Origin of the sequence: Mycobacterium helveticum (genome assembly GCF_007714205.1) — a bacterium.
GTDB classification, from domain to species: domain Bacteria; phylum Actinomycetota; class Actinomycetes; order Mycobacteriales; family Mycobacteriaceae; genus Mycobacterium; species Mycobacterium helveticum.
Genome location: NZ_VMQU01000107.1, coordinates 1 through 18,961 on the forward strand (window position 1 = coordinate 1; position 18,961 = coordinate 18,961).

The 18,961-nt window shown below is 66.6% G+C and carries 17 protein-coding genes, 1 tRNA gene and 2 pseudogenes; 13 read left to right on the forward strand and 7 right to left on the reverse strand.

Translation table 11 applies throughout. The features are described 5' to 3' along the window. Nucleotides 1-222 precede the first annotated feature (222 nt). On the forward strand, nucleotides 223-363 hold the full coding sequence (locus tag FPZ47_RS30725; RefSeq protein WP_144954493.1) for an FAD-dependent oxidoreductase: 141 nt from the start codon (nucleotides 223-225) through the stop codon (nucleotides 361-363). A gap of 207 nt (nucleotides 364-570) precedes the next feature. After that, nucleotides 571-1,623, forward strand: coding sequence for an FAD-dependent oxidoreductase (locus tag FPZ47_RS20610; RefSeq protein WP_168209515.1), 1,053 nt, complete (start codon nucleotides 571-573; stop codon nucleotides 1,621-1,623). Between the two features lie 360 nt (nucleotides 1,624-1,983). On the opposite strand, the gene FPZ47_RS20615 is transcribed toward FPZ47_RS20610, so the two are convergent. Continuing rightward, a tRNA-Sec gene (locus FPZ47_RS20615) sits at nucleotides 1,984-2,078 on the reverse strand. Between the two features lie 125 nt (nucleotides 2,079-2,203). Here FPZ47_RS20615 and zwf point away from each other — a divergent pair. Together zwf and FPZ47_RS29700 are read left to right on the forward strand one after the other, a co-directional pair. Next, entirely contained in the window at nucleotides 2,204-3,652 is a 1,449-nt protein-coding gene (gene zwf / locus FPZ47_RS20620) for a glucose-6-phosphate dehydrogenase (RefSeq protein ID WP_168209516.1), read from the forward strand. A gap of 207 nt (nucleotides 3,653-3,859) precedes the next feature. Continuing rightward, a pseudogene (locus FPZ47_RS29700) lies at nucleotides 3,860-4,155 on the forward strand (S-(hydroxymethyl)mycothiol dehydrogenase); the annotation flags it as partial. Nucleotides 4,156-4,219: 64 nt separating this feature from the next. Here FPZ47_RS29700 and FPZ47_RS20625 read toward each other — a convergent pair. Then, nucleotides 4,220-4,465, reverse strand: coding sequence for a hypothetical protein (locus tag FPZ47_RS20625; RefSeq protein ID WP_144954484.1), 246 nt, complete (start codon nucleotides 4,463-4,465; stop codon nucleotides 4,220-4,222). Between the two features lie 194 nt (nucleotides 4,466-4,659). Here FPZ47_RS20625 and FPZ47_RS20630 point away from each other — a divergent pair. After that, a pseudogene (locus FPZ47_RS20630) lies at nucleotides 4,660-4,842 on the forward strand (IS1380 family transposase); the annotation flags it as partial. A gap of 12 nt (nucleotides 4,843-4,854) precedes the next feature. Here the strand turns inward: FPZ47_RS20630 and FPZ47_RS20635 are convergent. Further along, a complete protein-coding gene (locus FPZ47_RS20635) occupies nucleotides 4,855-6,342 on the reverse strand; it encodes a dihydrolipoyl dehydrogenase family protein (RefSeq protein ID WP_168209517.1) in 1,488 nt (495 codons plus the stop codon). A gap of 145 nt (nucleotides 6,343-6,487) precedes the next feature. Between FPZ47_RS20635 and FPZ47_RS20640 the strand changes: the two genes are divergently transcribed. The 6 genes from FPZ47_RS20640 (at nucleotide 6,488) to FPZ47_RS20665 (ending at nucleotide 13,637) form a co-directional block, all read left to right on the forward strand. Continuing rightward, nucleotides 6,488-6,964 (forward strand): methyltransferase domain-containing protein, encoded by a 477-nt coding sequence (locus FPZ47_RS20640; protein ID WP_281291880.1) that lies wholly within the window; start codon nucleotides 6,488-6,490, stop codon nucleotides 6,962-6,964. A 136-nt stretch (nucleotides 6,965-7,100) separates the two neighbouring features. Further along, entirely contained in the window at nucleotides 7,101-7,556 is a 456-nt protein-coding gene (locus FPZ47_RS20645) for an OsmC family protein (protein WP_168209518.1), read from the forward strand. Nucleotides 7,557-7,618: 62 nt separating this feature from the next. Continuing rightward, nucleotides 7,619-11,170: a pyruvate:ferredoxin (flavodoxin) oxidoreductase gene (gene nifJ / locus FPZ47_RS20650; protein ID WP_144954498.1), complete on the forward strand. Its 3,552-nt coding sequence runs from the start codon at nucleotides 7,619-7,621 to the stop codon at nucleotides 11,168-11,170. Between the two features lies 1 nt (nucleotide 11,171). Continuing rightward, nucleotides 11,172-12,185, forward strand: coding sequence for a dihydroorotate dehydrogenase-like protein (locus FPZ47_RS20655; protein WP_144954472.1), 1,014 nt, complete (start codon nucleotides 11,172-11,174; stop codon nucleotides 12,183-12,185). A gap of 2 nt (nucleotides 12,186-12,187) precedes the next feature. After that, nucleotides 12,188-12,859 (forward strand): ATP-binding protein, encoded by a 672-nt coding sequence (locus tag FPZ47_RS20660; protein WP_144954469.1) that lies wholly within the window; start codon nucleotides 12,188-12,190, stop codon nucleotides 12,857-12,859. 79 nt (nucleotides 12,860-12,938) lie between these two features. Then, nucleotides 12,939-13,637, forward strand: a complete 699-nt coding sequence (locus FPZ47_RS20665) for a phosphoadenylyl-sulfate reductase (protein ID WP_144954466.1) — start codon at nucleotides 12,939-12,941, stop codon at nucleotides 13,635-13,637. An 84-nt stretch (nucleotides 13,638-13,721) separates the two neighbouring features. On the opposite strand, the gene FPZ47_RS20670 is transcribed toward FPZ47_RS20665, so the two are convergent. From FPZ47_RS20670 to FPZ47_RS20685, 4 genes are all read right to left on the reverse strand, one after another. Next, nucleotides 13,722-14,597, reverse strand: coding sequence for a patatin-like phospholipase family protein (locus FPZ47_RS20670; RefSeq protein WP_246133504.1), 876 nt, complete (start codon nucleotides 14,595-14,597; stop codon nucleotides 13,722-13,724). 157 nt (nucleotides 14,598-14,754) lie between these two features. Then, nucleotides 14,755-15,027 carry a DUF3349 domain-containing protein gene (locus FPZ47_RS20675; protein ID WP_144954463.1) on the reverse strand — a complete coding sequence of 91 codons (273 nt, stop codon included), beginning with the start codon at nucleotides 15,025-15,027 and terminating at the stop codon, nucleotides 14,755-14,757. 67 nt (nucleotides 15,028-15,094) lie between these two features. Next, nucleotides 15,095-15,772 carry an arsenate reductase ArsC gene (locus FPZ47_RS20680; protein ID WP_144954459.1) on the reverse strand — a complete coding sequence of 226 codons (678 nt, stop codon included), beginning with the start codon at nucleotides 15,770-15,772 and terminating at the stop codon, nucleotides 15,095-15,097. Between the two features lie 3 nt (nucleotides 15,773-15,775). After that, complete coding sequence (locus FPZ47_RS20685; protein ID WP_144954456.1) at nucleotides 15,776-16,465, reverse strand: arsenate reductase/protein-tyrosine-phosphatase family protein; 690 nt, start codon at nucleotides 16,463-16,465, stop codon at nucleotides 15,776-15,778. Nucleotides 16,466-16,706: 241 nt separating this feature from the next. Here FPZ47_RS20685 and pstS point away from each other — a divergent pair, with 241 nt between their 5' ends. Together pstS and pstC are read left to right on the forward strand one after the other, a co-directional pair. Beyond that, on the forward strand, nucleotides 16,707-17,879 hold the full coding sequence (pstS, locus tag FPZ47_RS20690; RefSeq protein WP_168209519.1) for a phosphate ABC transporter substrate-binding protein PstS: 1,173 nt from the start codon (nucleotides 16,707-16,709) through the stop codon (nucleotides 17,877-17,879). Nucleotides 17,880-17,904: 25 nt separating this feature from the next. Beyond that, entirely contained in the window at nucleotides 17,905-18,891 is a 987-nt protein-coding gene (pstC, locus tag FPZ47_RS20695) for a phosphate ABC transporter permease subunit PstC (protein ID WP_144954450.1), read from the forward strand. The last annotated feature ends 70 nt before the right edge of the window (nucleotides 18,892-18,961 follow it).

Genomic DNA, 18,961 nt, shown 5'->3' on the forward strand with positions numbered 1-18,961 from the left:
CGAGGATCACCGTTTCGCGGGCATTCTTACGTGATGCACCGAGGGCGTTTCGCGGGCACTTCCCGTGATGCTTGCCGCCGACTGGACAAGGAGGCGAAGCTCCATTTACGCTTTTCGACGGGGCGGTTCGTCCCGCTTCTCGGGCCTTGATCTTCGAGGGCCTTGATCTTCGAGGGCCTTGATAAGGTGCGGTCCAACGCACTCACTGGGTGGAGAGATCGTATGAAATCCGATAAGTCGGGTTCAGAATTCGACTTGGTGGTTATCGGCGGCGGGCCATGCGGCACTCCTGCCGCGATGACCGCTGCTATGGCTGGAGCCCGGGTGGCTCTGATTGAACGCGACCGCCTCGGCGGCACTTGACTTAACTATGGTTGAATACCTAAACAGACCCTAGTTAGGGTCACCGAAGTCCTAGATCTGGTAAAGCGTCATACCGAATTCGGTATCGAATTCGGTACGGGCGGCAGTGAGGCGCGAGTAAATTGGGCCAGTGCGCTGCAACGAGCGCATGATTCCATTGAGAAATGCGAAGACCGCAGCACGCCCGAGCGATTGCACGGCGCCGGGGTGGCCTTTTTCCCCAGCACGGCGTCGTTGCTCGACGCACACACAGTGGATGCCGGAGGCCTTCGACTCTCTGCCGAGCAGATACTGATCGCAACCGGCGCGCACTCGCCGCGCCTCGAAATACCGGGGATCGAGCATGCGATCACCCACGTGGAGCTGCTAAGGCGCGAGAAGCTCCCGGACCGGCTTGTGATCATTGGCGGCGGAATAGTCGGTTTCGAATTTGCCTACATATTCGCACGGTTGGGTGTTCCGGTTACGGTCGTTGCACGGCACGACGCTCTGGTCGAGGCGGACGTTGACGTGAGGGCCGCAGTACTCGCACATGCTGCGGGACTGGGAATTCAGATTTTAACTTTCACAAACGTGGACGCCATTTCACAAACGGGAAAAGGCTATCAGGTTTCCGTAACCAGAGTGGACGAGCCACTTATGCTAGAGGCCGATTGCGTCCTGATCGCCGCCGGCCAGCAACCGGCGACCCAAGGCCTGGGTCTGGAGGCGGTTGGGGTGGTCGTCGACCACGGTGTTGTGACAGACGAAACGCTACGCAGCAGCGTGCCCAATATCTGGGCGGCGGGCGATGTCCGCAGGGGAGCGCTACAACGGGCGATGGTGGCTATGTATGAAGGACGGCTAGCCGCCTACAACGCACTTCACACGCCGCCCAAGAGCATCGAGGAAGCAATTGTTCCCTGGATGATCGGCACCACCCCTCCCATCGCCGGAGTCGGAATTACGGAGCGAGAGGCAACGGACGCGGGCCGACAAGTGGGCGTGCACAAGGTAGAGTATCGCCACATCTGCCCAGCGGCCCTCGTCATGGGAGAACCCGTAGGGTTCGGGAAAGTAATTTTCGATGTCCAAACGGGACTGATTATGGGCGCGCAGATTTTCGGCGGCGACGCGTCGGAAATCATACAGCCGGTAGCGTTCGCTATGCATGAACGGATGACGATGCACCAATTTGCGGCAGTGATAACGTCATTCCCGAGTTACTTATGGATACTTAATAAGTTGTTTCCTGCTCCCCGCCCGGGAGATCGGCAATGAGTGGGTGAGGAGGCGGCTGCAAACCGATCCGGATCATCGAACTGCCAACACGCGTCGCGGGATCACAAGCCTGTTATGAGGCCTGTGATATGGCTGGCCAGCTTTGCGGCGGTGATACCTACTCGGGTGTGTGCGTCGGCTCAGGTTTGGTTACCAGGGCTCACTACGGCCGAGTCTTCCTCCCGGCGAACGGTTGCGGCACAGTGAGGTTTCTACGTGGCCATCACGACGACGTCGGCGAGCACCAACCGGATCTCTGCTTCCGGCACCGACACGTGCTGCTGCATCTTGCGTTTCCTGTTTTGGAGATCCGCCAGCCCATCGAGCCGCTGCAGATTGCGGCCAATCCACCAGGCGAGGTGGCGGAGGTGGACGGGAATCGAACCCGCCGCCGTGGGTTCGCCACGGCCAACCGCTTTGAAGGCGGTGGAGCCCACCAGGTCTCGGACACCTCCGCTCGCGAACCCTAGCAGCAATTAGGACAGTCGCAATGGGCGACAGTACCGATCCTGGCAAAGGACCTGCTTGCGGCGTGCGTCCGGCCGAGATTATCTGCCCGCCTGCTCGTTATCCTCGAGGGGTGAGCAAGGCACCCCCGCCTCCGCAGCTGCTGGTGATCTTTGGCGCCTCGGGTGATCTGGCCAGACGCAAGCTGTTACCCGCGCTCTACAACCTCGCCCATGACGGCCTGCTTCCGACGCCGTTCGCGGTAGTCGGGTATGGCCGCAAGGCATGGGATGACGCGAACTTCCGGATCCACGCCCGCCGAGCCGTCGAAGAGTTCTCGCGTCGTCGGATCGACGAGGTGCACTGGCAGCGGTTCGCCGAGGGGCTTTTCTACGTCACCGGTGACTACAACACGGGCGTGTGCTACGAGACCCTTGACCGGCGTCTTGGTCAACTCGAGTCGACGTTACATACCCTTGGCAGACGGCTCTACTACTGCGCCACTCCGTCCAAGCTGTTCGCGCTCATCGTCGAAGGTATCGGCGCACAGCGAGCCACCGGGCCATCTCGAGTTGTGCTCGAGAAGCCGATCGGCCACGACTTGGCGAGCGCCCGCTCCTTGGACCGAGCCGTGCGACGGACCTTTTCGGAGCCGCAGATTTTCCGGATCGACCACTACCTCGGCAAGGACACCCTCCAGAACATCCTTGTGTTCCGATTCGCCAATCCCCTGATTGAGCGCATCTGGAGTGGGGAGGCTATCGAACACATGCAGGTGACGGTGGCCGAGACCCTCGGCGTGGAGCACCGGGGCGGCTACTACGAGACAGCGGGAGCCATGCGTGACATGGTCCAGAGCCACCTGCTCCAAGTGCTGGCATATCTCACCATGGAACGCCCAGCCCGACTGGGCGGCGCGCCATTGCGCGACGCGAAGGCAGCGCTGCTCGACGCGGTGCGGCCCTTCGATCCGACCGACGTCGTTCGCGGCCAGTACCAATGGGGTGTCGTCGAAGGTCACGAGGTCCCCGGCTACCGCGAGGAGGAGGACGTGGCCAGCGACTCGAGCACAGAGACCTACGTCGCGGTCCGGGCCTGGGTCGACAACGACCGGTGGCGCGGCGTGCCGTTCCTCATGCGCACCGGCAAGCGCATGGCACACCGGGTCACCGAGGTCGTTGTCGAGTTACGCGACCCCGGAGCCGGCCACCTCTTCGCAGAGGCGGTCGCTGGCGTGCCCTGCAATCGCATCATGATCCAGCTTCAACCCGATCCGGGCATAAGCATCGCCTTCCGCGTCAAAGAGCCAGGGCTGGGGCCCGACATGCAGACCGTGCCGATGCGGTTCTCCTACGGCACGGCGTTTGCCGTCGAGCCCCCAGAGGCCTACGAGCACCTACTCCTGGACGCCCTCGCCGGAGATGAAACCCTCTTCCTGCGCGAAGACGTGGTCGAACGGGCCTGGGAGATCGTCGCCCCAGCGATCAGGGAACCCGGTGCCATTCATCCTTACCCGGCAGGCACCTGGGGCCCCAGCGCTGCTGATCAGCTCACGCCGCCACATAAATGGCACCTGCGCTGAACCGGTAAAGCTCTACTGCGCAGCGAGTTGGTGCACCGCTGACAGCCGGTCCCACGGCCATAAACAATCTCCGCTGCCCGCCGTCCAGTAGCGGGTCAAGTCCTCATCCCGGTCGACGGCGCAGTGGCAGTGCCACCGACGTCGCAACCGTGGAGCCGACCCGTCATGTCCAGCCGACGACTGGAACAGAGCGTGCCGTAATGGATGCCGGCGACTCGCCCGGCGGTGGCCAGGCTACTGGGCTGCGGACGATCGCCGCCTGGGCGCGGTCGTCAAAACCGGGGCGGTCAACCGTGACGACACCACTGCGGTCATCGGCTCTTGCGGCGTCGGCAACACCGCGATCGCCGGGTTGGCCCAGATCGGCCCGTCGCGGCATCGCCATCGGCACCGATAACAGCAGGCCGAGGTGGCCGCGTGAGTTCGGCGCCGACGTGGTGGTCGATGCCGTCGGCCGTGCGGACAGCTGGAGGCATGCGTTCCACGCTCCTGATCTCGCGGGAGCCCGGTTCGCGCTGGAGACTTTCTCTGCGAACGCGTCGGGCTGGGCGACATCGAGCGCGCGTCTCAAAGTGGCAGCGGTGAAGTGCTGCGGTCGGTGATGGTGCTTGGGTGACCGCGATCGAGCGCATCGTCACCGCTCATAAGTTCGAACTCGACTGCGGTAGTTGATAATTCGAAAACCATGCCTGGACAGTCGGCGACAACTGCGACGTCATCGTGCACGACGCCGCGCACCACGAGGCATCCCGTCGAGGCGGCGGTACGCGGGCGCAACGTAGTGGCAATCTGTGCACGCATGGCCACAATCACCACACAACCGTCGCTTCGAACTCGGCGAAACCCTCGATGCACCGGTACTTTTGCGCCTCAGCCAACGACAAGGTTATAGCGAATAACCCACCCGGATAAGGAGTTCCGTGTCGTGAATGAAGAAAGGTGCTCTGAATTCGGATAATTCGGCTTGTCTAAGGTCGAATATCGCAAGTTCGCCGAGCACCTTTCTGGTGGGCAAGTCTACGTCGTGGTACCCATCGTTGTCCGTTGACGCCACCGGCCGCGGGATCGTCTCGCAGGCCGGTGCGATCACCCTGGTGCGCACCGCCGAGCAGGTGGGCCTCATCGATGCGCTTTCGGCCGCGTTGAGGCCGTGGCGCAAACCGTTGGCCAGCCACAATCCGGGAAAGATCCATTTCCTGATGTCATTTGCTTTCCATTCGTATTGCGGTTGAAACGACCGGGGCGAGAAGGCCCTCAAGCGCGGTGCGCGTGGCCAGGCCGAAGGCTTCCGTCAGCGTCGGATGGGGGTGGATGCTGGCCGCCATCTGCTCCAGCGTCAAGCCATTTCGCACCGCAAGCGCCGCCTCGCCCATGAGGTCCGCCGCGCCTTCGACGAGCGCGTGAATGCCCACGATGCGCCGGCCGTCCCGGCGATAGACGATGCGCAGCCGCCCTAGCACCTCGCCTGCGATTTGGGCGCGCGCGTCGATCCTGTAGTCATACTCGGCCACGTCGATATCCATGCCGGCGGCGCGGGCGGCCTCTTCGGTCAGCCCCACCATGCCGATCTCCGGCGACGAGAAGATGACGGCGGAATTGTGCTCGGGCCGCGGGAAGTCGACCGGCATCCCGAGGATGTACCGTGCCACCGCCAGCGCCTGCGCGGTGGCCCAATGGGCGAACATCGGGTTGCCCACGACATCGCCGGTGGCGAAGATGCCGGGCTCGGTGGTCTCCAGCTGGTCGTTCACGGCGATGCCGTGGGGCCCGTGTTCGACGCCCGTCGCCTCGAGCCCAAGGCCGACGACGTTCGGATGACGCCCGGCGACGATCGCCACCACCTGCGCCGAGACGCTGGGGGCCTTGCCATTGCCGTCGCGGCTGTAGTGGACACAATGCCCGTCGCTCTCGGCCGCCTCGATCCGCTCGACGCGGACGCCGGTCTCGACGCCAATGCCCGCGCCCGTCAGACGGCCGGCCAGAAGTTCGGCAAGCGTCGCGTCCACCGGCCCGAGGATGCGCGACGCGGCCTCCAGCACCGTGACCCGGGTGCCGAGCATGGCGAAGATCTGGGCCATCTCCACCCCGACCGGGCCGCCCCCGATCAGCACCATCGTCTCGGGCACGAAGCCGATACCGATCAGCCCTTCGGAATCGATCACCCCGGGCAAGTCCGCGCCGGGGATCGGCAGGCGGCTGGGCGACGATCCGGTGGCGAGGATCGCGTTCCCGAACCGCACGGCGCGCGGGGCCTCGCCCTGCCGCTCGATCATGGCCGCGCGCGGCCCGGTCAGGCGGGCGCGGCCGAAGACGACCTCGAGCCCCGGCAACTGTCGCGCGTTGGCCAGCGCGCCGGCGGAGCGACCGGCCAGGATGTGGTGGCGGCGCGCCTGCACCGTGGACCAGTTCACCGGGGCCGTCCAGCCCTGCGGAAGGTCCAGCCCGAACGCGCCCGCTCGCTCCATCTCGGCCCGGCGGAAAGCGCTCTCGCGAAAGATCTTCGATGGGATGCAACCCTCGAACAGGCAGGTGCCGCCAAGGCCCGGGCCATCCTCGACAAGCACCACGCGGCGGCCCGCCTGCGCTAGCGCCATGGCCGCCGGCGTGCCGCCGGGACCGCCGCCGATGACGAGAACGTCAAATACCTCTTCGTCGCCCGTCCCGGCGGCGGTCTTGCCTTCACTGGTCATGGTCTTTCCTTCCGTTTCGTGGTGTTGGCCCGCGACGCGAGGCCGGGTTGTCGTTTCGTGCGGTCCACCTACCAAGTCAGCACCTCGCCGGCGGGTCTGCTGCACGAACCGGTGACAGTTTCGGTTACCTCGCACATGCATCCCGCTGCCCGACGCCTCAGTCGACGTGGTGATCTCCAACTGCGTGATCAACCTATCCGTGGGCAACCACGACGTCTTTGCCGAGATGTTTCGCGTCCTGGTTCCCGGCGTGCGGATCGGCATCGACGACGTCTTCGTCGAAGACCAGCTCAGCGCGGCCGAGCGGGCCGAACGCCGCTCTTATCTCGGCTGCGTCGCCGGAGCCCTGTCCAAGCAGGCATACCTCGACGGGCTGGCGACAGCCGGATTCATCGCCGCCAACCGCCTCGCCCTCCCCGCACTGATCGCCGCTTGCGCCGCGGGGAAAACCTTGTCCGCCAAGCCGGCACCCGATCCGAGGTCATCGAAGCCGGCCACTCCCTCACCCCGCCATGGCGCCCTAACCATCGCCGTGCCCGCATGCGGTTATCTCGTACGCCTTGTAACGGAACCGTCTGATCAGGCTGTTGGGGCTGTTTCTACACGCTGGTGTGATGTGTAAGTCGTTGGGGCGGAGGCGGCTCCGTGGTGCCCTGCCGCCAACCCGGTGCCGGGCGGTAATCTGAGAAGGCATCACACGCCATGACCGGCAAGGGCGGCCGATGCCCGCGCACCGGTTTGGAAGGAAACAAGCCCCGATGTCAGAGCAGGTTAGGCAGCCCTCGTCGCCACCGACGGTGTACCGGGTTCGGGCGCGCACCATCGGCGGCGGACGGGCCGAAGCGGCCGCCGGGACCGAGACGATCGCCTTCGACGCCAGCTGGGCCAGCGAACCGTCCGGACTGCCCGGGCCGGCCGAGTTGCTGGCGTCGGCGTTGGCGGCGTGCCTGCTCAAGAGCCTCGAACGGTCCGGGCAGTTGCTGCCGTTCCGGTACGAGGGTGCCGAGGTCGATGTCTCAGCCCGCCGCCAGGACGCGCCACCGAAGTTCGCCGAGATCACTTGGGAGATGCGGCTGGTCACCGATGAGCCCGAGCACCGCGTGGACCTGCTGGACCGTAACCTGCGCAGGTTCGGCACCGTGTACAACACGTTGTCGGCGGCGTGCACGATCGAGGGACGGATCCTCACCACCCCGACGTCTGCGACGTCGTGAGCATCGACACCGCCGCCTCGGCTGCGGCGGCGCAACACCGCCCGCCGCCCGCCGGTCACGAAATGGCGCTGGTGACCGTCGACGCCAACGAGGCGGTCGCGTCGGTGGCCTACCGGCTCAGCGAGGTCGTCGCGATCTACCCGATCACGCCGGCCTCACCGATGGGTGAGCACGCCGACGAATGGTCGGCCAGACAGCGGCCGAACCTCTGGGGGACGGTGCCCCAGGTCGTCGAGATGCAGTCGGAGGCCGGCGCCGCGGGCGCGGTGCACGGGGCGCTGCAGGGCGGCGCGCTGGTGACGACGTTCACCGCGTCGCAGGGGCTGCTGCTGATGCTGCCCAACCTCTACAAGATCGCCGGCGAACTGACTGCGTGCTGCATCCATGTGGCGGCCCGCAGCGTCGCCACCCACGCGCTGTCGATCTTCGGGGACCACTCCGACGTGATGGCAGCCCGCGCGACCGGGTGGGCGCTGCTGGCGTCCGGTTCGCCACAGGAGGCGCACGATCTCGCCGCCATCGGGCACGCGGCCACCCTGGCCACCCGAATTCCGTTCCTGCACTTCTTCGACGGATTCCGCACCTCGCACGAGCTGCAAAAGATCGGCTCGCTGGACGACAACACCCTGACGGCCCTCGTCGACGCGGAGGCCGTCGAAGCGCACCGAACCCGCGCCATGAACCCCGAGCGCCCCGTCGCACGCGGCACTTCGCAGAACCCCGACGCCTTCTTCCAGGGCCGGGAGGCCACCAACCCGTTCTACGACCGCTGCCCGGACGTCGTCGCCGACACGATGCGGCACTTTGCGGCGCTGACCGGCCGGCGCTACCAACTCTTCGACTACGTCGGGCACCCCGAGGCGGAGCGGGTGCTGGTGATGATGGGCTCCGGCGCCGAGTGCGCCCACGAGACCGTCGACGCCCTGCTCGCTCGCGGCGAGCGGGTCGGGCTGGTGAAGGTGCGCCTGTACCGGCCCTTCGCGATGGGCGCATTCCACGCCGCGCTGCCCGCATCCGTGCGCTCGCTCGCGGTCCTGGACCGCACGAAAGAGCCCGGCGCCACTGGCGAGCCGTTGCTGCTGGACGTTACCGCCGCGTTGGCCCACGCCGTCACCACCGGCACCCGCGCCGCGCTGCCCCGCATCATCGGGGGCCGCTACGGGCTGGGCTCCAAGGAACTGACTCCCGCGATGGTGAAGGCCGCCTTCGACGAACTCGATGCCGAGCGGCCCCGCACCCGCTTCACCCTGGGCATCAACGATGACGTGACCGGCCTGTCCCTGCCGGTCGACGAGGAGTTCGGCGCCGAGCCGCCCGGGGTTTCGCGTGCGGTGTTCTACGGCCTCGGCTCCGATGGGACGGTGAGCGCCAACAAGGCCACGATCAAGATCATCGGTGATGCGACAGCGCAGGCCTGTCAGGGCTACTTCGTGTACGACTCGAAGAAGGCCGGTTCGACGACGGTGTCACACCTGCGTTTCGGACCCGCACCGATCCGTTCCACCTACCAGATCCGCCGTGCGGGATTCCTCGCCGTGCACGACCCCGGCTTCCTGGACCGCTTCGACGTTCTCGACCGCGCCGAGCAGGGCGCCACCGTCCTGCTCAACACGACGGTTCCGCCCGAGCAGGTCTGGGCCGGTCTGCCCCGGGAAGTACAGCAGACCCTGCTGCAACGCGACTGTCGCCTGTTCGTCATCGACGCCTACCGTCTGGCCGACGAACACGGGCTCGGGCGGCGGATCAACACCGTGATGCAGGCCTGCTTCTTCGCGCTCAGCAATGTGCTGCCCGTCGATGAGGCCTTCACCAGGATGAAGCAGGCCGTCACCGCCACCTGGGGCAGGCGCGGCTCGGAGATCGTGCGCCGCAACACCGCCGCCATCGACGCCGCCGTCGCCGCCCTGCATCAGATCCCGATCCCCGACACCGTCGACGCCACCAAGACTCGCCCACCGGCGGTGCCCGCCGACGCCCCGGACTTCGTCCAGCGGGTAACGCGCCTGCTGCTGGAAGGCCACGGCGACCGGCTGCCGGTCAGCGCCTTTCCGCCCGACGGCACCTGGCCCACCGGCACCAGCAAGTTCGAGAAGCGCGCCATCGCCCTGGACCTGCCGATCTGGGAACCCGACCTGTGCGTGCAGTGCAACCGCTGCTCGATGATCTGCCCGCACACCGCCATCCGTACCAAGGTTTTCCAACCCGACGATGCCGCCGCGGCGCCCGCGACATTTCGGTCGGTACCCGAGGGGTTCACCCCGGAGCTCGAAGGTCTCGCCTTCACCGTCCAGGTCGCGCCCGACGACTGCACCGGCTGCGGGCTGTGCGTGGAGGTATGCCCGGGCAAGGACCGAACCCAACCCCGCCGCAAGGCGCTCAACCTGCAACCCGCGGCCGAACACCGGACCAGCGAACGCGAAGCGTTCGACTTTTACCAGCAGATCCCCGACGTCTCCCGCACCCGCATCCCGCGGACCCGCTCGGGCATCGCGCTGCTCGAGCCGCTGTTCGAGTTCTGCGGCGCCTGCGCGGGCTGCGGTGAAACGCCCTACCTGCGGCTGCTGACCCAACTCGTCGGCGACCGGCTGCTGATCGCCAACGCCACCGGCTGCTCGTCGATCTACGGCGGCAACCTCCCCACCAGCCCGTATACCACCGACGCCGACGGGCGCGGGCCGGCGTGGAACAACTCCCTGTTCGAGGACAACGCCGAGTTCGGCCTCGGGTTGCGCCTGGGCGCCGACACCCTCGCCCGCCGCGCCCATGCATTGCTCGAACGCCTCGCAGGGCAGCTACCCGCCGACCTGGTGCGCGAGCTCACCGGCCCGTGCCCCACCGGCGACGATGCCGCCATCGGTGCCCGCCGCGCGGCGGTCACCCGGCTGCGCGCGCTGCTCGCCGACATCGACGGCGGCGACCGGCTCGCCCGGTGCGCGGACGCGCTGGTGCCCCGATCGGTCTGGCTGGTCGGCGGCGACGGCTGGGCCTACGACATCGGCTACGGCGGGCTCGACCACGTGCTGGCCTCGGGCCGCAACGTCAACGTCCTGGTCCTGGACACCGAGGTGTACTCCAACACCGGCGGTCAGCAGTCCAAAGCCACACCCCTGGGCGCGGTCGCCAAGTTCGCCTCCGCCGGCAAGGAAACCAGCAAGAAGGACCTCGGGCTGCTGGCCATGAGCTACGGACACGTCTACGTGGCCAGCATCGCCATGCAGTCACACACCCCTCAGACACTCACCGCACTGCAAGAGGCCGAGAGCTACCCCGGCCCGTCGCTCGTCATCGCCCACAGCCCGTGCATCGCCCACGGCTACGACCTGGTCAATGCCCCCGCGCAGCAGCGCCGGGCCGTGGGCAGCGGTGCCTGGCCGCTGTATCGCTTCGACCCGCGCCGCATCGAGACCGGCCAGTCGCCGCTGGTCGTCGACGCCGACCCGGTGACCGTCCCGCTGCGCGACTACCTCGAGCAGGAGGCCCGCTTCCGGATGGTCGAACTCGCCGACCCTGAGCGCTACGAACGGCTCGTGGGCGCCGGCGAGAACGCCATCGCCCGGCGCCACGCCCTCTACCAGCAACTCGCCGCCGTCCACCTGCCCACCCAAGAGGACTGACGTGGTCGACCTGCACACCGACTGGCTGGGACTGCGGCTGCGCAGCCCGCTGGTCGTGGGCGCCTCGCCGCTGACCCGGACCGTCGAGGACGCCCTGCGCCTTTCCGACGCCGGTGCTGGCGCGGTGGTCCTGGCGTCGGTGTTCGAGGAACAGATCGTCGCCGAGCAGCTCGGGATGCACCGCTTCATCGACAGCCACGTCGACACCGACGCCGAAGCCCGATCGTTCCTGCCCGACACCGACGTGGTTCCCATCGGCCCGGCACCGACACTGCGCCGCCTGCAGGCCCTGCGGGCCGCGCTGGACATACCCGTCGTGGCCTCGCTCAACGGCATCACCCCAGGCGGGTGGACCGACCTGGCCCGCCAGCTCGCCGACGCCGGAGCCGACGCGCTCGAACTCAACCTCTACGAGCCCCCCACCACGCTGCAGGCGACCAGCGCCGAGATCGAGACCCGCCAGATCGACACCGTCGCCGCCGTCGTCGCCGCCGCATCCGGGATACCGGTGACCGTGAAACTGTCCCCGTTCTACGCAGGCCTGCCCGCCTTCGCGGCCCACCTGGCGGCCGCCGGGGCGGCCGGGCTCGTGCTGTTCAACCGCTTCTACCAACCCGACATCGACCTCGACACCCTCGACGTCGACCGGCGTCTCACCCCCTCCACCTCCGCCGAGCTACCGCTACGCCTGCACGCCCTCGCCGTCCTGCACGGCCACGTCGGGCTGCAGCTCGGAGCGACGGGCGGGGTGCACACGGGGCTGGATGCGGCCAAAGCGATCCTGTGCGGCGCGACCACCGTGCAACTCGTCTCCGCCCTGCTCGACGACGGGCCCGCCGCCCTCGCCCGGATCACCCGCGAACTCACCGGATGGCTCGACGCCCACCACTACCGCAGCAGCCACGACGCGTGCGGCGCGACCGACCTAAGCAACGTCGCCGACCCCACCGCCTGGGAACGGCTCAACTACGCCCGCATCCTCGAGAGCTGGCAACCCGCGCGAACCAGGAGATGACCATGCCCGAAACCAAGCCCGACCCGAAAGCCGACACCAAGCCCGACACCAAGCCCAACCTGTGGCACGGGATCCCCCGCGATGAAATCCCCTGGTTCCCGACCATCGACGCCGAAGCCTGCATCGGCTGCCAGCTCTGCTATCTCACCTGCGGGCGAGCCGTCTTCGAGATCGAGGACGCCGTCGCCGTCGCCGTCGACCCGATGAACTGCGCGGTCGGCTGCTCCACCTGCGGCAACATCTGCCCGACCGGCGCCATCACGTTCCCGCCGATGGACGCCGTCTGGAGGCTCGAACGCGAACGGCAGATTTTCCGCACCGTCAAGAAAGAGGCCGCGCGCAAGCACGAACGCGCAGACATCGCCAAGGCCCGTGCCGACGCGCAGGCCGCCATCGCGCTCGTCACCACCCGCGCCCGCGTCGAAGTCGCGGGCGAATTCGGTGACAAACAGTTCTTGGTCCGGCTCGAAGAACTCCTCGGCGAGCGCCCCTACGACATCGTCAACCTCCGCCTCGAAGTTCCCACCGTGAAAGGCGCCCGCGCCAAAGCACCGTCCTACATGACCTTCGAGGTCACCTCCGAAACCCAGGAAGACGTCGAGCCCTTCCTCAACGACGTCCGCGCCCTCGTCCGAGACGTCTCGCTCGTCCTCGTCGCCGTCACGGGTCTATGACACCGGGCAGCTGCCACGCAGATCATCCGGTTGCTACCGGACACCGCGTTGACAACAAACACAACGATGGGAGATATCGATGGCTCGTTCTTTTACCGAGGCGGAGTTGCGTAAGCTCGCGGCGGACGGCGCGGCAAGCCTCGACGGTGCCAGCGCCGTCGACCTGCTGCGCTGGACCGACGAAACCTTCGGTGCCGATGGCTACGTGGTCGCCTGCAGCATGCAAGACGCGGTGGTGGTGGACCTGGCCGCAAAAGTTCGCCCCGGCGTGCAGGTGCTCTACATCGACACCGGCAACGAATTCCCCGAAACCCTCGGCATGCGCGACGCGGTCGAAGCCAGCTACGACATCCGGTTGATGACCTTGCACCCGGAACCCTCGGTGCTGGCGCTGGGCACCAGCCTGTGCTACACCGATCCCGACGAGTGTTGCCGGCTGCGCAAAGTGGTCCCGCTGACCAAAACGCTGCCCGACTTTTCCGCGTGGGTCACCGCGCTTCGCCGTGCCGATTCACCGAGCCGCGCCGACGCGCCGCTGATCAGCTTCGACGAAAAATTCAAGTTGGTGAAAGTCAATGCGATCGCCGCATGGTCCGACCAAGACCTGGCCGACTACATCACCGAAAACAAGGTGCTGGTCAATCCCCTGATGGACGAGGGCTATACGTCGATCGGCTGCGCCCCCATGACCACCAAACCGGCCCCGGGCGCCGACAAACGCAGCGGGCGCTGGGCGGGGTTCGCCAAGACCGAGTGCGGGATCCACGTCCAGCCGTAAGCGCTCGGTTCGCCCGACTTCGTCGCGGTTGGCTCAGGGTCCACCGATGCCGATCGCTGGTCCCCGGCATGCCCGGCGGGACGATCAGGGAGATGGCGCTCCGTACATGCCCGGACCTGCGACGCGGAGTTGGTCCAGGAAAGAGCGAGCGGACTCATACGCTGCCTCGATCAGCGCAGCGGTGTGTGTGAAGTCAAGTGGTGACATCAGTCTGGGCGCCGGCCCGGGAAGGTAGACGACCGGGATCTCGGCGGCGATGAGGGGAGCCTCGAGCACGGCCTGCGCGCGCATCGCGACCATCACCGTGTACAGCAGAATGTCGGCGATGGTGTCAGTCGAACCAGGCAGTCGGCCAGGAAAGTTGCAGTCGAGCACCACCATTGAGCGTGCCCCCATCGCGACCGCTTGACGCATCGGGACATTGGCCACCAGGCCGCCGTCATAGAGTTGGCGGCCGTCGAGGTCGACAGACGGGAAGATGCCCGGGATCGCGGCACTGGCCAGCAGAGCGGGCAGCAGCGGACCGTCCCGAACCATGTGTGGCCGAGCGGTGGCGACATCGGTTGTTACTGCGGCGAACGGCAGTGTCAGGTCCGCGAATGTCGTTTCCGGCCCGACGAACTCGGCGATTATCGCGGCCAGTCCGGAATTGGGAAACAAGTGCGTCTTGACCCTCTGCAGCAGCAAGGCTTGGGCGACCAAACCACCCGGGAACAACTGCTCGCGGGTCATCCGTGCCCAGGCGTGCGAGAGCCGGTTCGCCGCACCCTTCGGGTCCGCGGCCAGGACGGCGCCGTTGAGCGAACCGACCGACGTACCGGCGACGAGGTCGGGGAAGGCTTCGCGCTCACTGAGCGCCTGAAGCATGCCCACCTGGATAGCGCCGAGGCTGGCTCCTCCGCCAAGCACGTACGCGACTGGTGGGGGCAGCCCGCCCAGCCGAACCGCCCGATCGTTCACCCCACAAGGTTAAAGCAGGACGAAGCGCGGGGGCCGCGATGCGCGGCCCCCCCGCTTCGCGGTTGCGTCGCACAGCCGTGGCGGAAGCACCGGTGCGGGTCCGGGGCCGCGGTTTGGAGCTGGACGGTTTACCGCTGGTGGGAATTGGTCCGGGCATTCAGCTCGGGGATAGCGCCGCTGCGATTGCGCGGATTTGGGTTTGGGTGGGTAGCTTGCCGGTGGCTTTGGTGATGGCGACCCCGATGTCGATGATGTCGGCGGGCGCGCCGGCGAGCTCGTCGAGGATCTTTCGGGTTTGTTGCGGCGTCAGCGCCCGGGGGCCGTGGAGCGCGAGCAGCGGCGAGTAGCCTGTCGGGGGTGCCTCTTCGGGGTAGCCGGAGCGAAGCCACTCGATGATCGATGTGACGGCGCCGCTGATACGCCTCCGCACGGCCGTGGCACCGCGCGGTCGGCGGGGGAGGGCGCAGGATGAGTGGTTGCGCGGCTCGGACGTCCGGTTATTCACGGATGGGAACCTCCAGTTCGGAAAGAAGCCGGCGGACCCGTCGTTCGATCTCGTCGCGGATTGGCCGTATGCCGTCGACGTCGTGGCCGGCGGGGTCGTCGAGGATCCATTCCTGGTAGCGGCGCCCCGGGAACAGTGGGCAGGCGTCGCCGCAGCCCATGGCGATGACGACGTCGGCGGCCCGCACGATCTCGTCGGTCCAGGGTTTGGGATATTCGCCGGAGATGTCGATGCCGCGCTCGGCCATGGCCTCGACGGCGGCCGGGTTGATCTCCTCGCCTGGTTCGGAGCCGCCTGACCAGGCCACCGCGGCGTCGCCGGCCAGACGGGTGAAAAAACCCAGCGCCATTTGCGAGCGGCCGGCGTTGTGCGTGCACAGGAACAGCACGACGGGTTTTCCGTCGTTCGAGGCGCCTTCGACTTTGGCCAGTGCGCGCAGCCGCTGCCGCGCGAACCGTTGGGCCAGCAGCGGTAAGAAGTTGGAAATCGACGCGCGGCTCGCGAATTGGTCGTAGGAGGAATACAGGAACCCCTCGATGGTTTCCGCCCCGAACATCGTGGAGAACTCCCTGCGCAGTGCCGTGGCGGCAACCTCGAGTCCCCGCCGCTGGTCGATGGTCAGATCGGAGCGCATGCGGCCGGCACTGTCGGCGGCGAGGTTGTCGGTCATGATCTAACTCCGCTGCGAGAAGGGCTGAACGGCCGGGACGAGGCGGTCGACCCGCTCGGTCAAGTCGTCGAGCGCCTGATCGAAGGCGTCGGGGCTTGCGGTGGGCACCGGGTCGGGAACCGACCAGTGAATATGGTCCAGGTTGGCGGGCAGTTCTTCGTGGGCGTTGTCGCACACCGCGACCACCAGGTCCCCAGGGCGGATGACATCGTCAAGATGACGCGGCGTGTGTGGGCGCATCGGTAGGTGCCGGCGCCGAGCCGCGGCCAGCGCGCCCGGATGAACGGTGGCGGCGGGATGGGTACCGCCCGATGCCGCCGGCAGCGGGCTGCGACGCTTCCACATCGCGACGGCCAATTGACTGCGGGCCGAGTTCTGACTACACACGAACACCACGCGTTCAGCCCGGCGCACGGCGCAGGGCACCATCACCTCCATTGCCCCGGGAATCAGCTGCATATAGGTGCGCCGACGATCCCCCTCGGAGCGCACCCGGCGCACCAGCCCGGCCTGCTCGAGCACCCCCAGGTGATGGGCCATCAAATTCGACGACATCGACAGCAGCTTCTGCAGTTCCGACGGCGACGCGTCGGCGAGCAGCAGCACGTCGACGATCGCCAACCGGCCGGGATCGGCGAGCGCGGCGTGAACCCCCGCCCGCTGCACGACCCGTTCATCCCACTCAGCTTTCATTGACTCAATCATGATTGATCTATTCTCCGATATGCAAGCCCGGGACCGGGAAGTGAGGTGCCCGGGGGGACTCGGCCGGCAGGAAAGGTGCAGATGGACATTGATTCGTCGCCGCGACGAACGACCCACAGCCGCATAGGGGCATTCATCTTCCAGTCATATTTGAGACCATCTGTGTTCATGTCGCCGGTCTTCGATGAGCGCGACGATGCGCGGGCATCGATGGGCTGAGGAGGCGTCAATGTTGGGCAAGACGACGATCACCGCCGTGGTTGCCATTGCCGCGGCGGGTTGGGTGACCGCGTGTGGGAGCACGAGCAATGTCGGGGCCGGCAGCAACGGCCAAACAGCCCAGGCGGGACAGATTTGCGGCCGGCAGGCGGCCGCCAAGCCCGGATACCCGCGAACGGTCCCCAAAATCGACGGGGGAGCAAACACGTTGTCGGGTGCGGGCTCGACGTTTGTCGCGCCGGTCATGTCGGTGTGGACGAAGAACTACTCACAATCCGACGGGGTGCAGGTCGCTTACCAGTCGATCGGGTCAGGCGGTGGTGTGCAACAGATCTTCGCCGGCACGGTCGACTTCGGCGCGTCCGACACCCCGATGAAGGACAGCGAGCTGGCCGCCGCGAAATCCGGCGCCATCCTGCATATCCCGCTGACACTGGGCGCCGTGGTTCCCACCTACAACGTCAAGGGCGTCCAGACCGGCCTGAAGTTCGACGGTGACACGCTGGGCAAGATCTTCGCCGGAAAGATCACCAAATGGAACGATCCGGCGCTGGTTGCGCTGAACCCCGGCATTACGTTGCCCGATCAGCCGATCGCGGTGGCCCACCGCTCGGACGGCTCGGGCACTACGGCGGTGTGGACGGACTTTTTGACCAAGGAGAGCCCGACCTGGGTGCAAACCCTTGGTGGCCCGGACAGGAGCTTCGGCAAAGACATCGCATGGCCCGTGGGCATCGGCGGCAAAGGCAACGAGGGCGTTTCCGGGATCATCAACCAGACCGAAGGCGGCATCGGATACGTCGAGTTGGCCTACGCGCTGGCGCAAAACCTCAATTACGGCCAGGTGAAGAACAAGGCGGGCAACTTCATTCAGCCCTGCGTGGCGACCATCACCGCGGGCACCCAGGGCATCGCGTACCCTCGGGACCTACGGGTGAGCCTGACCGATGGACCCAACCCCAACGCCTACCCGATCACCGGGACCACCTACGCGCTGGTGTATCAGAACCAGACCAACGCGCCGAAGGCCAAGGCCCTGGTAAACTTTTTCGCTTGGGTGCTTTCCACCGGCCAGGACGACGCCGCCAGCGTCAACTACGCCCCGCTCGGCAAAGATCTGCAAGGTTTGGCGATGGAGCAGGTGCACAAGATCACCCTCAACGGCAGCCCGGTGGCGCCGTGAGCCCCGAAGCGTCCCCGGTGAAGTCGTGACGACGGAAACCGTATCGGCGCCCTGGGGCCGGGTGCCGTCGGCCGGCCGCTTCGGCGACGGACTGTTCCGCCGGCTGATGGCCACCGCGGCGGTCACGGTGATCGCCGTCTTGGTCGCCACGGCCCTCTTCCTGTTGGTCAAGGCGTGGCCGTCCCTGTCGCACTACGGGCCGCTGAGCTTCTTCCATGCCCGCTGGGCCCCCTCGGAAGCGACCGAAACATCATCGACTCCCAACCCGTACGGCATCCTGCAGTTCATCTACGGCACCGTGGTGACCTCGCTGGTCGCGATGGCGATCGCGGTACCCGTCGCGATCGCCGTGGCCCTCTACATCACCAATCTCGCACCGGCGCTGCTTCGCAGACCGTTGTCGTCGTTGGTCGACCTGCTCGCCGCAATCCCCAGTGTGGTCTACGGGTTTTGGGGTGTGTTCGCGTTGATTCCAGCACTGGGACCGATCGGTCGAGGATTGACAGCGGTGTCCGGAATTCCCGCGCTGGGCTGGCTCTTTCAGGGACCGTTTTTCGGGTATTCCATATTGTCTGCCGGCGTGGTGCTCGCGATCATGGTGTTGCCCATTGTCACCGCGATCTGTCGGGAGGTCTTCGACACCGCGCCCGTCGCCGAGAAGGAAGCCGCGCTGTCGATCGGCGCGACCAAATGGGAGGTGCTGCGCATCGCGGTGTTGCCGCGGTCGCGCTCGGGAATCGTGGGTGCCTCCATCCTGGGTTTGGGCCGCGCGTTCGGCGAAACGATCGCGGTGACCATGTTGATCGGCAATAACGTTCTCAGCATTCCGCAGGGGTTGCTGCGCCCTGGATCGACCATGCCCAGCGTCATCGCCAACGAGTTCACCGAGGCCAACCAGCCGTTCCATCTGGACTCCCTGTTCGTGGTCGCCTTCGGCCTGCTGGTGTTGTCCTTGCTGGTCAACGTCATCGGCAAGCGCATCGTCGGCCGAGTCTCGGAACACATCGCATGAGAAGCCCTATGTCAAGCCGCCTCGTCTTGGGTGAGGATTCGTTGGAGTGCGCGGTGTTTGTCGGGGGCGT

Bases quoted from the DNA above. Each gene is read 5' to 3' on its own strand.
- FPZ47_RS30725 (WP_144954493.1), top strand. From the start codon at position 223: ATGAAATCCGATAAGTCGGGTTCAGAATTCGACTTGGTGGTTATCGGC.
- FPZ47_RS20635 (WP_168209517.1), bottom strand. From the start codon at position 6,342: ATGACCAGTGAAGGCAAGACCGCCGCCGGGACGGGCGACGAAGAGGTA.
- FPZ47_RS20645 (WP_168209518.1), top strand. From the start codon at position 7,101: ATGTCAGAGCAGGTTAGGCAGCCCTCGTCGCCACCGACGGTGTACCGG.
- nifJ (WP_144954498.1), top strand. From the start codon at position 7,619: ATGGCGCTGGTGACCGTCGACGCCAACGAGGCGGTCGCGTCGGTGGCC.
- FPZ47_RS20660 (WP_144954469.1), top strand. From the start codon at position 12,188: ATGCCCGAAACCAAGCCCGACCCGAAAGCCGACACCAAGCCCGACACC.
- FPZ47_RS20665 (WP_144954466.1), top strand. From the start codon at position 12,939: ATGGCTCGTTCTTTTACCGAGGCGGAGTTGCGTAAGCTCGCGGCGGAC.
- FPZ47_RS20680 (WP_144954459.1), bottom strand. From the start codon at position 15,772: ATGACCGACAACCTCGCCGCCGACAGTGCCGGCCGCATGCGCTCCGAT.
- FPZ47_RS20685 (WP_144954456.1), bottom strand. From the start codon at position 16,465: ATGAAAGCTGAGTGGGATGAACGGGTCGTGCAGCGGGCGGGGGTTCAC.
- pstS (WP_168209519.1), top strand. From the start codon at position 16,707: ATGTTGGGCAAGACGACGATCACCGCCGTGGTTGCCATTGCCGCGGCG.